This window comes from Telmatocola sphagniphila, assembly GCF_018398935.1.
In the GTDB taxonomy this organism is placed as follows: Bacteria; Planctomycetota; Planctomycetia; order Gemmatales; family Gemmataceae; genus Telmatocola; species Telmatocola sphagniphila.
The window spans coordinates 3,014,788-3,027,591 of record NZ_CP074694.1; the positions used below are offsets into that span (position 1 = coordinate 3,014,788).

The window sequence follows — 12,804 nt, forward strand, 5'->3', positions numbered from 1 at the left end:
CCGCCGCAATCGAAATCCCGCCAGTCGATGGGTAAAAGCATCTTTTGTTTCAGGTATTTTTTCATGCGTTTACTCAGCTTCTTTCTATTTCTGCCCGGCCTTTGTGCTGCGGACGAGCCCAAAGCTTTCGATAGCAGCATCGCGCCGATCCTAGCATCCCGTTGTCTGGACTGCCATAGCGGCCCGGAAGCCAAAGCCAAACTCGATCTGTCAACGAAAAAAGGATTCCTGCAGGGAGGGGACAATGGGCCCGCGGTGGTCGCCAGCAAGCCGTCGGAAAGCCTGCTCTGGCAGAAAATTGAAGCCGACGAGATGCCTCCCAAACATCCGCTCGCCGCGGAGGAAAAGCGACTCCTGAAACAATGGATCGAACGCGGTTCTCCCTGGGGAACCGAAACGATCGATGCCTATGCTTATTCCACTTCTTCCCGCGCCGGTTATGACTGGTGGTCTTTTCAGCCGATTGTCCGCCCTACGGTCCCCGCGAAGAATTTGCACCCGATTGACGCTTTCATTCAGGCGAAACTTGCCGAGAAAAAGCTGAAGCCTTCTCCTCCGGTGGATCGGCGGACTTTAATTCGGCGCGTCACCTTCGACCTGATCGGCTTGCCTCCCACACCCGAAGAAATTCAGAACTTCTTGCAAGATAAATCACCGGAAGCTTACACCCAATTAGTAGACCGGTTGCTCGCGTCCCCACGTTATGGCGAACGCTGGGCCCGACATTGGCTCGATGTGGCCCACTTCGGAGAGAGTGATGGTTTCGAATATGACCGAATGCGGCCGAACGCCTGGCGATATCGCGACTGGGTGATCCAAGCGCTGAATGAAGATCTTCCCTATGATCAATTCGCCAAACTGCAGATTGCCGGGGATGTGATTCAGCCGCAGAATGCCGCGGCAGTGGTGGCGACCGGTTTTTTGGTGGGTGGAGCACACGATAGCTTGCTGCCTGCCGGCGAAACCATGCAACAGATCATGCGGCAAGATGAACTGGAAGATCTCGTAGGAATTGTCGGCCAATCATTTCTCGGTCTGACGGTGAATTGCGCCCGCTGTCACGATCATAAGTTCGACCCGATTCGACAAGCCGATTATTATCGTCTGGCCGCGGCCCTGGCTGGCGTACGCCGTGGAGAACGAAATCTTCCCCAAGCTATCCCAAGCGATTTGGTCAAGCAAATTGAAACGCTGAAGAACGACATTCGAAAACTGGATGCGATCGCTCGCGAACAAGTTCAAAAAAATCGCACGGCGCGAAAAGTCGGTATCGCAAAACCTCCAAAGGCGATCGCCTCCTGGGACTTTTCCAAAGGACCGGAGGAACTGATCTCTGGAACCCCAAGTAAACTGCACGGCTCGGCCCGAATCGAGAATAATGCCCTTCGTCTCGATGGAAAATCCTATCTGGTCTCCGCTCCATTGCCGGTTTCTCTCAAAGCGAAAACTTTGGAAGCGTGGGTGAAACTCGACAATCTCGAACAACGGGGCGGCGGCATTATCGGCATTCAAGCCACGGATGGTGGCAGTTTCGATTGTCTGGTATTCGGCGAAACCGAGCCAGGTCGCTGGATCGCAGGTAGCGAATTTTATCGCAGAACGCACTCGCTGCAGGGATCTCATGAAGGCGAGGCTCAAAAAGAGTTTGTGCATGTCGCTTTAACTTACGGAGCGGATGGCACGATCACGGCTTATCGACAAGGTGTTGCATACGGTAAGAGTTATCGCGTGGAAAATCCCCTGAGTTTTTCCAAAGAGGGGAATTTTCAAATTGTCCTGGGCTTGCGTCATGCCCCGGCCCAGGCGGGCAAACTCCTGTTCGGCTCAATTGCCCGCGCCAACATTTATGATCGCGCACTCTCTCCGGAAGAAATCGCAGCCTCAGCCGGTTCGACGGATTTTCTATCCGAAAAGGAATTGTTGGAGAATCTTTCCCCGGAGCAACGACTGAAGCGAACTCAATGGCAAACGGCACTCCGAGACGCGGAAGCCCGGCTAGAAAATCTCAAAAATCAAAAAACCTTTGGGATCCTCCCTCAATCCCCGCCTCTGACCTACCGTCTGAAACGGGGTAATCCGAAAGAGAAAGCGGAATTGATTTCCGCCGGTGGATTGAGCTTACTTCCCGAGAACGATTTGCATTTGAAACCCGATGCACCGGAAGCAACTCGTCGGAGCAAATTGGCTGACTGGATCGCGAGTGAAAAGAACCCGCTATTCGCTCGCACCCTTGTCAATCGAGTCTGGCTCTACCATTTTGGACGGGGTTTGATCGATACGCCCAACGATTTAGGGTTCAGCGGCGGCGAACCCAGCCATCGAGAACTACTCGATTGGTTAGCGAGCGAATTCATGGCCAAGAAATGGAGCCTCAAGGAGCTTCATCGCTTAATTCTCAACTCAGAAACTTACAAACAGGACTCTTCCAGTCGTGCCGAAGCCCTAAAGCTAGATGCGGATAACCGATTGCTCTGGCGGTATGCTCCTCACAGACTCGAAGCCGAAGCCCTTCGGGATGCCATTCTTTCCATCGCCGGCAAACTCAATCTGGAAATGGGAGGCGAGAGCTATAAGGATGTACGCCCTTACTTTGCCAAGGGATCCTGGTTTTACGAACCGATCGATCCAGTCGGCGAGGAATTCAATCGTCGCAGTATCTATCGGATGACCGCACGCGGCGGCCGCAATCCGCTGCTCGACACCTTTGACTGTCCAGATCCCTCGACTACTACGCCCAAACGGGGAAGCACGACTACGCCCCTGCAAGCCCTCTCTTTGATGAATAATTCGTTTACCATCCGCATGTCGGAACAGTTCGCCGAGCGGTTGGAGAAACAAGCCAACAAAGCTCCGGACGAACGAATCCGGCTCGGGTTCCAATTGGCGTATGGCCGCTTACCGAAAGAAGCGGAATTGACGGCCAGTCGGGAAGTGATCGCCCAATATGGTCTGACGCCTTTTTGCAGAGCTCTACTGAATTCGAATGGATTTCTCTATGTTCACTAACCCTATTCAGCGACGCGATTTTCTATCCTTCTCTCTGCAAGGGATCGGAGCTACGGCAGCGCTTTCGCTAGTCCTCCGCGATGCCGGGGCAACGCCGAATCACTTCCCCGCCAAGGCTAAACGGGTGATCCACCTCTGCTTCTGCGGGGGAGTCAGCCAGATCGACACTTTCGATTACAAGCCGGAACTGGCGAAACGGCATGGGAAACCGCTCGGGGGAACTGAACGGCCCGATGTGTTTTTTGGACAAGTGGGATTGTTGCGAAAACAGGACTGGGAATTCAAGCAGCGCGGGCAGAGTGGACTCTGGATTTCCGAACTGTTCCCACGACTCGCGGAAGTCGCCGACGAGTTAACCATTGTTCGCTCGATGGTCGCGGAATCGTCCAGTCATACACCAGCGACCTTCCAGGAAAATAGTGGCTTTCGGTTCAACGGCTATCCGGCTCTGGGTTCCTGGCTTTCCTACGGTTTGGGTAATGAGGCGGATGATCTCCCGGCGTTCGTCGTACTTCCCGACACCCGTGGACTGCCCGCAGGCGGTACCATCAACTGGTCGAATGGCTTTCTACCGGCTCAACATCAGGGTGTGATGTTTCAAAGCTCTGGCCCCGTGGTGCGAGACCTTTTCCCAGCTTTGCCCTTGGATCGGAATTCGGACAAGGCCGCCCGAGAACTTCAATCGAAACTTAACGTCCTCGATCTGCAGGAGCACCCGGCCAACGATGAACTGGCCGCGCGCATCAAAGCCTATGAACTGGCGGCCAAGATGCAGCTGGCCGTGCCGCGCGTGACCGATCTTTCCAAAGAGGATACGAAAACCAAGGAACTTTACGGCCTGAATCGAACGGAAACGCAGGACTTCGGAAGAAGCTGTCTGTTGGCCCGCCGGTTGCTGGAACAGGGCGTTCGATTCGTTCAGCTATTCTCCGGGGGAGCTTTCGGATCTCCCCGCATTAACTGGGATGGCCATGAGGACATGAAGGAGAATCACAATCGGGAAGCTATTCGCGTCGATCAGCCGATTGCCGCTCTGATCAAGGATTTACGTCGTCGCGGAATGCTGGACGACACGTTGATCTTATGCACTAGTGAATTCGGCCGTACACCTTTCACGCAGTCCGGTTCCGATACAGTCGGTAAAGGACGGGACCATAATCAGTATGGCTTCACGGTCTGGTTGGCCGGTGCGGGTTTGAAGAAAGGAATCGCTTATGGAGCCACCGATTCGATCGGCTGGAAAGCCGTAGAACAGGTAACCACCTGGTACGATTTCCATGCAACCGTGCTGCACCTTCTGGGAATCGACCATACCCGGCTGACTTATTACCACAATGGAATCAAACGCCGACTGACCAACGTCCATGGGGAAGTCATCAAGGGCCTCTTAAGCTGAGAGTGAAATTTTTTGCCCTTTTCTGAATTTCAATTTTCTGGCATCCAACGCTCCAGGAATAACTGAATTTTTGCTTTCGCTAGCTATGTAGCCGGCGTTATCAAAGGATAATGACGCGATCACAATTCGATCGAATGAGCGTTTGATCCAACACTCATCAGCCGATCCACGCTCCAATTCATCTTGTCTAGTTTCGCTCTTAATTCCTACGCTGCAGGAAGTTAGATAACTGCTACCAATCTTGTGCGTACATCCGTCACAACGCGCGAGACTGCTCCTTCCTTATCCCCTTTAGTTCGAAAAAGAATCAAGATTCAGGTTCGCAATTCGCAAAAAAATGATGGAATCGATATTCGCCGTTCGCGAGTTCAGTGAATGCAATTATTGATTCCTGAAAAGGTTAAGACCGCTTGTTGCCGGAGAATTTGAGCAAGGAATCTAATACCTGATATGGTTCTTAAAAGTATATAGTTTTAATATATAAAAAGCCGTCGAGAGACCGCGCAGCGTGAAAATTGCATTCTAGTATATACAGATAGTAGCTTTCCGCTTGCAAATCACCCCAGTGAGACGATGACGATCAACAAGAAGAAAGCCGCCGAGCAAAAAAAACCTATAGGCCGAGTTCCCATAGCCGGTTGTCGCTGCCACTGCGGCTACGAGTGGGCCTACCAGGGAACGACTCGTCCGGAGCATTGTCCCAAGTGCAAAAGTTGGGATTGGGATAAACCGCAGGGCCCGAAATCTCCAGATCTTGCCAGTTGAGTGTCAGGTCCAACTGGAAATTTTGACCAATGTACTGCCTTTTCGGGTGAGAGGTTTTTTGATTCCCCTGAGAAAATTTCCCTAGCTCAAATCGCAGAATTTCCTACTATCTTTTTCGTGCACCACGGAGAATGATTCTAAGGTCTTAGCCCAGGGACGAGGCGGCCGAGAATTGTTTTCGATGGGTGCTGATTCAAAATCTCTCACGATGCCCCGGATCTGGTGATCGTTTTCGCCAGTAAACGGACTGTATTGTGTCAATTATCAGTTCGCCATGAGTCGAGGAGCTGAGTTAATGCCTGAAGCTGGGGAAGTAGCCACGTCGGACACCAAGCAGTTAGGAATGGTTTGGATCATGGGCTGTCGCTGCCGTTGCGGCCATGAATGGGTTCCCCATACTGCCGAGCGTCCGCACGTCTGCCCTAGCTGTAAAAGTCCCCGCTGGGACAAGAAGAAGAAGTTCGAGCGCAAGAAAAAAACGGTTCCGCTGGGATGAGGAATTCAGGAGGCTTGACTGAGCTTGGAAGCTGTTCAAAATGCCACTTAACTTGAATCAAGAGCTTATTCTCAACTCACGCTTTTCCTCTCATCGAGTACCACCTCAACCCAACCTCTCTCCAACTCAGTTCGATACCGGTTTATTATTTCGATGGGATTTAAATTCAGCGAATCTCAACAGGTAAACTTTTTGGATCTACTATAATCAAAAATATTGTCTTTGCTTCACTCACAACTTTGTTTGACACGTTCCAAATTTTCCCGAACCTCTAGTCAGCATTCCATGCTCTGTCTGTTAATCGGGACAGAATATAATCCGCAGCTTCATGTGTTGCTGTTTCATGAATACTCAGCCAAGAATTTGAGGCGAAATCTATGGAATGGGATGATTTTTCACCGCCGCCTAATCCAAACAATGATCAGCAAATGGACGCTTTGCGCAAGGGTTTAGGAAGAGCGATGAATTGGGCTTTGACCGGTCGACTTGAGAATGAAATTTTACTGAATGCTTGCCTGGAAAATCACGTATTCGACACGATGTGTGAGCCATCCAGAAGCTCATGGCTATGGGAACTTCTCGAGGCAACTTCTTCAACCGGCCACTTCCGAAATCCCATTCTAAGAGCCTTGGAAAATCCGACGGATGCACGCGCAGTGATCCAATTAAGCGAGCTGGCCAAGTTTTATGCCAAGGGCGGAGACGATGAATTTCGCACCAGTTTGTATCGAATAGTAGAACAAAAACCATTTTCCTCGGACTCCCATTTAGGCGAGAAAGAACTTCTCGATGTGGAAGGCGAAAAAGGATTTCTTTTTCTTACACGACTCAGAGGTATCGAATACGCAACTCGAGATTGGGAATGGAAAGATCGTTATTTTGTTGAGGATGCAGTCGATCGCTTTGGGGAGAAGCGGGTCGAAACGTTACTTGAAGAATCCTCCGATGAGAACATCATTCGATTTAGAGCAATCTGGAAACAAACACCAGAACAAAAGGCACTTGTACCATCGCAATCGGCCCCACAAAATCCCATTCGAATGAACAAGCTAGTGTAGTGTCTCACACAGAAGATGTTTTATCCAAGGTAGCTCTAGCCCGTCGAACTTTCTCCAGAATAGCCTCGGCTTTGGCGGTCCATTGGAATCCTTTTCCTGTGTTGTTGTGATGATCGATGTAGTCTTCAATCGCCTGGATTAATTGCGGCACACTTCGAAATGTGCCTCGACGCAGTCGTTTGTCCGTCAAGTCGCGAAACCAACGCTCCACCAGATTCATCCAGGAACTGCTCGTGGGGGTGAAATGCATGTGGAATCGAGGATGTCGGGCCAACCAACGCCGAACCTTGGGATGCTTGTGCGTGGCATAATTGTCCACGATCAAATGCAAGTCCAAGGCCGGATCGGTGGCGGCATCGATCCGCTTGAGAAACTTGATCCATTCCTGGTGTCGATGTCGCGGCATGCATTCGCCAATTACTACTCCTTCCGCCACGTTCAAAGCCGCGAACAGAGTGGTGGTGCCGTGACGAATGTAATCGTGAGTCAGAGTGCCGCAACGGCCGGGTACCATCGGCAAGCTTTTTTGCGTGCGATCAAGGGCTTGTATCTGACTCTTCTCATCGCAACTCAGCACCAGGGCGTGCTCGGGAGGGTTCAAGTACAAGCCCACTACATCCCACAGTTTCTCGGCGAATTGAGGATCATTCGATACCTTGAAGGTCTTATGCAAATGAGGCTTCAGACCGTGGGACGACCAGACCCGCTGCACGGTGGCTTTGCTCACTCCTACCTCTTGGGCCATCGTTCGTGTGCTCCAATGAGTCGCACCGGATGGTTTCTCCTGAGTGGTCTTTCGGAGAATTTCTTCGACGACTTTCCCGCTGATCGCTGGCGTTCGACCCGGCCGCGAAGCGTCCCGTTCGATACCCGCCAAACGCAGCTTCGCAAATCGGGTCCGCCAGCGCGCCACCGTGGGCTTCGACGTGCCGCATTCCTCAGCAATGTCCTTGTTCCGTACACCCGCGGCCGCCGCGAGTATGATCTTCGCCCGCAGGACCAGCCGAGCGGGAGTACTTCGTCCCCGAGACCAAGAAGTCAAAGTTTGGCGTTCCTCCTCGGACAGCGAAATTGGCAGCGCGACTTTCATGGGTTTTCTCCTTCTCTATAGAGTAAACCGCAAAAAGGAGCTAAAGGTAACGCTATTTCTGAGACAATACACTAGAGCAGTCCAGTTCAGGGATTGAGAAAAATCGGATTATTGCCGAGATATCCCGAAAATTGAAGACTGGTCCCGCTGAGATCATTGCTGCCGCCGAATCTCAACGGCAAGAGTTTAGGGACTTTCGCCGCTGGGGCATGAATGCCAAGACCGAAGAGCTAAATGAAGTACTCAAACAACTCTGGCTGGCGGAGAAGCCCAAGGTAATTCTCAACTATCTCGAAGTTTTTTCCAATCGAGCTTTGCCAGTGTTCGATCCGAGACTCATTGAGCTTACTCGCCATCCAGACGAAAAAGTCCGTTGGCGAGCATTTAAAACTCTTTCGATGAACGATCATCCAATTTTAAGGGAGCATGCACTGAAGGAACTTGAGAAAGGACTGAGCGACTGCCTAAACGCAGATTTATTCATCTACAACTTCTTTCCCGGCGATGAGGAAAGAATTCTGAAAGCTCTGGTCCTTCCTGACGATCTAAACCAACTTCATTGGTTACTCTCGGCAATAGAAGATATACTGGAAATCAATCCCAGCGCCGACTCCTCGAAATTGGGAGTTGTCATCTATGCCCACACTCCCTGTGTGAATTGTCGATTCAAAGCGATTAAGCACCTGGCCAGGCAATCCGCCATCCCATCTTGGATGAAAGAGGAATGTAGATTCGACTCCAACGTAGAATGTCGGGAGCTCTTGAAGTCGATGAATTAGGGGAGAGATCTAGATTGGTTTTTACGGGATCGCGAGCCAAGATGTAAACCGCCTTCCAAACATAACAGGTCATTCATCTACGGCATAAAAGTTAACTGCGAAAAATCATATAAGCTTAATCCGATGGATCAGACCAGCTGATCGATTTGGCGTTTTGACCTGATTCGTAATGGTAGTGTTCCAAGGCAGCCGACGTGAATTGACCGATAAATCGAGCTTCCACTTGATCTGGCCGTTTGGGTTTGAAAATCTCTGAATCAATCGCCTAATCGAATAACCCTACATCCAGTGGAAACTTGGTAAGACAACCGCTCAAAAAATGCTTCGAGATCCAGCTCTCTGCCAATTCTCGGCGGGTAAATATCCCGGAGGTAAAGTTACCTCCTCCGTTGAAAACCCAGACATTTTCCATCGAAACTCCTTTAAGTTCGAACCGATTTTAACTCACGCTCGCAAGAAGGAAAATGCCTCGAAACATTCAAAACGAAATAGATTCAAAGTTATGGGAGTTCGTAATTCTATCTCACCGGAGAGTTACTGCCCAACAGCTGCTGTTAGCAACGCCCCTTCCTTAACGACCTCGACTCGAATGCTCATTAAAGCGGAGTCCAGTTCAGACTCAACACTCCGGCAAGTGACTGGGAACCTTGGCCTCGAATAGGCGAACAAGGCTTTCTTCCATGTAGTCGTACTCGTCCGGAATATTGAGACAGATGACTCGCTTGCCATTAAGTTGTGATTTGAACTTGGCGGAGAGTTTTGTCCGATGGGCTTTCTCCATCACGAAGATAATATCTGCCCAAGTGACTAGTTCGGGAGTGAGTGGGTTGTCCGCATCGTTGTTCAGACCCGCCGAAGATGTCTCAATGCCCGGCCAATTGGCAAAGACTTGCTCGGCCGTCGGGCTGCGCAGCCGGTTCTGGCTGCAAATGAACAACACATGCTTCGTCATGTCACCTCCGGTATCGCAGCGATGAAAAGCCCCGATTGGAATAAGCAGTGAGCGACAAACCAAAGGTAGGCTCGATGAGCGTCAAGTCAGGTGTACAGACACTGGTTCGTCCTATTGTTTGGGCAACAATTCAATGACTAACTCCTCCGCCTCAATGTCCAGTTCCGTGCGATCAAACATTACCGACAAGCAGAATCGGCCACCCGACCGCAAATGTGCCTCCTCGTACAGCCACCACTGGCCAACCAACTTGGCCACCGCGAATCGCCCGACAACTCCGTGGAAGGTGAGCCGCACCTGCCGTCCACGGAATCCGCTGAGGGCATTGGTCGTATCGACCACCAGTACAAGTTCACAACCGGACAATTTCGCAAATTGAACCACACCATCGTGTAGCCCTTGCTTGCACAGACGGCGTACTGAAGGAGGCAGCATCGGGGCCATTGCTGCCAGGTACTGTTCGTACAGTTTCGCACTCCGTAACCACTGTCGCGCGGCCTTCCGCTCCCATCCCGAACACGGCTGGAGGCCGAGGTATATCTCTCGCGTGAAAAATACCATCGATCAAGAATCCTCCCGCCGCCGAATGCTGAAGATCATCAGCGACGGTGGCCAAGTAAGCTACTATCTCAGGAAAACCTATATCTTCGACGTTCAAGTACTGCTTAGGGTTCGGAATCCGGGTCACAAGCTCCGTCAGTTGGCGAACAAGCTGTGATGAGCCAAGCTAGTCCTTGTAGCCCGTAACTGGCAACAACCGGATTGTGGCGAGAACCTTGACCACTAGTGCCCAGCACTGATGGGTTCGGGCCAGAATGCACACGATGTGATGGGGAATCCATCATATAGCAACTCCTACCGCTGAAGGATCAGGCTCATTAGCGGCGATGCCAAGCGAGCTAGAACTCTGAATATCTTACCAGCCCTATCCATCTGTAGTACTGCCTAATTTGGCCAGCCTTGCGCATCCGCCGAGCAACCTGAATCGCCTCACAAAGTGTAGCGAGCTCTGGGTCGCTTTGCTACTTTGCTCTTCCATGTAACAGATGATCAATATCTCGGTCGAGTTGAGAGGATTTAAGCGCTTTATCGACATCTCCGGAGAGGCTCGTTGATTTTGAAATGATATCCACAAGCATTTCAAATGCTTGTGATATGAAGTCCGCGATTTTCTCAGGTTCCTCCTCGAGTAGCTTAAGCTCTGCGACTAAATCTTGGTGATTTCCATACCAGTTTTCAGAGCCATGAAACAAATACGCAGCAATTCGAGTAACGTGGAAGCTACCTCGTGTAGCGACCAATCTTCGGACATCATTTCTATCATTACTGTGTCCGCTTTCACTAAGCCATTTCGTAACAAGCTTCGCTATCACAGCAGCAATGATGTAGGGTTCAACTGCTTTTCCCGAGAAAATGCGGGAATGAGATTCGCCCCAGACCTTGTATTTTCTCGCGCGAGCATCTGAAGGAGTCTTAAGCACTGTTGCAAGATAAGCTTGAGCAACATATTCATTTGTGAATAAACGATTTACATCGAAATCGGAATCGTCGAACTGCCGAGGTTTGCGTTCGTAGCTGTATTGGTAAATACCAAACGCCTTCTCCATGTCTAATTGGATCGGATCATTCGCCCGAAGATCACGACTACTGATTTGGTTTTGATTATTTGTTGTTAGTACGATCTTATTTACAAGTGCCGGATCCTGAGTTTGGTATATCCGCGTCAAAACGCGCACATCAGGCGCCAGCTTTCCATCTTTCAACGCAATGGCGATAGTGGTTGCAGTTTGACATCCATTCACTATTTGGAGGTTATGGAGCTTGACATGAGGATTATCAGGATCGGTGACCGGATCAAATTTATCACATACGATGGTAATGCCGTTATTCAGGAACCAGAATTCATAACTAGATTTCGTGTTCGAAGCTGTGGCCTGGATATCACGATTCACGGCACCACGACTCCCCAAAAAACGCCTGATATTCAAATCAAAGACGGCTCCATCCGGATTATCATTTACGAGTTTCCCGATCTCAGAGGCCGGGATCGAACACACAAGTCCTTGCAGATCCTGCGCGTAATATTTAATAAGTGATGGATTGTTCGTATCGTAGCGGAGCTTTAGAGCTGCATCAACACGTCTGGTTTGACGTTCTTGTTGTTTCGAAAGATTTGTGAGTTCATCTGCCCCAATTGGTTCAATGTCAAATTCTTCGAAAGTGTCGTTGCTATATTCTGATCGAAGCCCATTGAGTTCTTGGAAGAACTCTTCGGAGAGCGCAACCGTTTCTCCAATAGTAACGAAGCTAACGTGAACTCTGATATTCGATGGACCTATACTGCTTTGGAGCGCACGATACTCGATGATTTTATCACGTAGCGAAGCATTAGGCAATTTGTCAACATCTTTGCGGGGACGCTGGAAGACCCATTTTAGACCATTTCCGATCTGAACAAGTACGTTTGAAGAAAACGATTCGCTGTTCTTAGATTGAACAATGTAGACGTCTGCCGAATCACTTTGCTGCTCGATGGTGAAGATATCAATTTGCTTGTCTTGACCACCATCAACTATATCCACAGGATCGAAGCTGTGAATGCTCTTACCGGTGACGAGTGACCATGCGATTCTCATGAATGCTTCATCAGAAGTAATTCCCAATGAGGCTGCAAGTGCATCGGTTCGATCGGCGATAATTTGTTGTCTAAGATTCATTGGTAGTTTTTTGGATAGGCTTTAATTCATTGACAGTATCAACTTGCGTTAGTTACTTGTGATAAACTGACGGTCTGAGTACATCTGCTAAGGCTGAGCGCGGGGTAAAATTGAATATCTAACCCGATTATTACAAACTAGCCATCCTGTAGCCTTCATATCATTGTTGTAATTTTCTCTGTCTCGCATTCACAATTTCAGAGTAACCCCTGATAAATTGTTAACGACAATTTGCATAGTTGATTCAAGATTTTCGAAATAGTGTTTAAAAAACTGGGCAGAGCTGCTCGGAGCAGACTAAAAAATTTATTTCCAAGTGATCCATATTTTTTTGCCCCGATCTGGCAATTATGCCAATTCCCAAATTCCTCGTGGCACATCTTCGACAGGTCTAAGGACACCGTCTCGACGAAGAATATCACCTGCCCAACGAAGCTCGTACTGCCACTCGTATAGCAGATCGCCAGCGGCACGAATCTCAGGCTCATGCATCTCCCAAACACGTCGTGAGATCTCAAGGATAGTTCCACGGCCCCCAAGCAGCC

10 protein-coding genes and 1 pseudogene are annotated in these 12,804 nt (G+C 49.9%); 6 read left to right on the forward strand and 5 right to left on the reverse strand.

What is annotated here, in order from left to right:
- Positions 1 to 63: 63 nt before the first annotated feature.
- The 5 genes from KIH39_RS11955 (at position 64) to KIH39_RS11975 (ending at position 6,721) form a co-directional block, all read left to right on the forward strand.
- Complete coding sequence (locus KIH39_RS11955; protein ID WP_246539671.1) at positions 64 to 3,006, forward strand: DUF1553 domain-containing protein; 2,943 nt, start codon at positions 64 to 66, stop codon at positions 3,004 to 3,006.
- Positions 2,996 to 4,402, forward strand: coding sequence for a DUF1501 domain-containing protein (locus KIH39_RS11960; RefSeq protein ID WP_213499717.1), 1,407 nt, complete (start codon positions 2,996 to 2,998; stop codon positions 4,400 to 4,402). Before KIH39_RS11955 ends, KIH39_RS11960 begins: the two co-directional genes overlap by 11 nt.
- A gap of 573 nt (positions 4,403 to 4,975) precedes the next feature.
- Positions 4,976 to 5,167, forward strand: coding sequence for a hypothetical protein (locus KIH39_RS11965; RefSeq protein ID WP_213499719.1), 192 nt, complete (start codon positions 4,976 to 4,978; stop codon positions 5,165 to 5,167).
- Between the two features lie 295 nt (positions 5,168 to 5,462).
- On the forward strand, positions 5,463 to 5,663 hold the full coding sequence (locus KIH39_RS11970) for a hypothetical protein (protein WP_213499721.1): 201 nt from the start codon (positions 5,463 to 5,465) through the stop codon (positions 5,661 to 5,663).
- A gap of 377 nt (positions 5,664 to 6,040) precedes the next feature.
- A complete protein-coding gene (locus KIH39_RS11975) occupies positions 6,041 to 6,721 on the forward strand; it encodes a hypothetical protein (protein WP_213499722.1) in 681 nt (226 codons plus the stop codon).
- A gap of 4 nt (positions 6,722 to 6,725) precedes the next feature.
- On the opposite strand, the gene KIH39_RS11980 is transcribed toward KIH39_RS11975, so the two are convergent.
- Positions 6,726 to 7,811 carry an IS630 family transposase gene (locus KIH39_RS11980; RefSeq protein ID WP_213499724.1) on the reverse strand — a complete coding sequence of 362 codons (1,086 nt, stop codon included), beginning with the start codon at positions 7,809 to 7,811 and terminating at the stop codon, positions 6,726 to 6,728.
- Between the two features lie 209 nt (positions 7,812 to 8,020).
- Here KIH39_RS11980 and KIH39_RS11985 point away from each other — a divergent pair, with 209 nt between their 5' ends.
- Entirely contained in the window at positions 8,021 to 8,590 is a 570-nt protein-coding gene (locus KIH39_RS11985; RefSeq protein WP_213499726.1) for a hypothetical protein, read from the forward strand.
- Between the two features lie 115 nt (positions 8,591 to 8,705).
- On the opposite strand, the pseudogene KIH39_RS27375 reads toward KIH39_RS11985, so the two are convergent.
- From KIH39_RS27375 to KIH39_RS12000, 4 genes and pseudogenes are all read right to left on the reverse strand, one after another.
- Positions 8,706 to 9,002, reverse strand: a pseudogene (locus KIH39_RS27375) (DUF7710 domain-containing protein).
- Positions 9,003 to 9,209: 207 nt separating this feature from the next.
- A complete protein-coding gene (locus KIH39_RS11990; RefSeq protein ID WP_213499727.1) occupies positions 9,210 to 9,542 on the reverse strand; it encodes a low molecular weight protein tyrosine phosphatase family protein in 333 nt (110 codons plus the stop codon).
- A 111-nt stretch (positions 9,543 to 9,653) separates the two neighbouring features.
- Positions 9,654 to 10,103, reverse strand: coding sequence for a DUF4085 family protein (locus tag KIH39_RS11995; protein ID WP_213499729.1), 450 nt, complete (start codon positions 10,101 to 10,103; stop codon positions 9,654 to 9,656).
- 461 nt (positions 10,104 to 10,564) lie between these two features.
- Complete coding sequence (locus KIH39_RS12000) at positions 10,565 to 12,259, reverse strand: AIPR family protein (RefSeq protein ID WP_213499731.1); 1,695 nt, start codon at positions 12,257 to 12,259, stop codon at positions 10,565 to 10,567.
- Between the last annotated feature and the right edge of the window lie 545 nt (positions 12,260 to 12,804).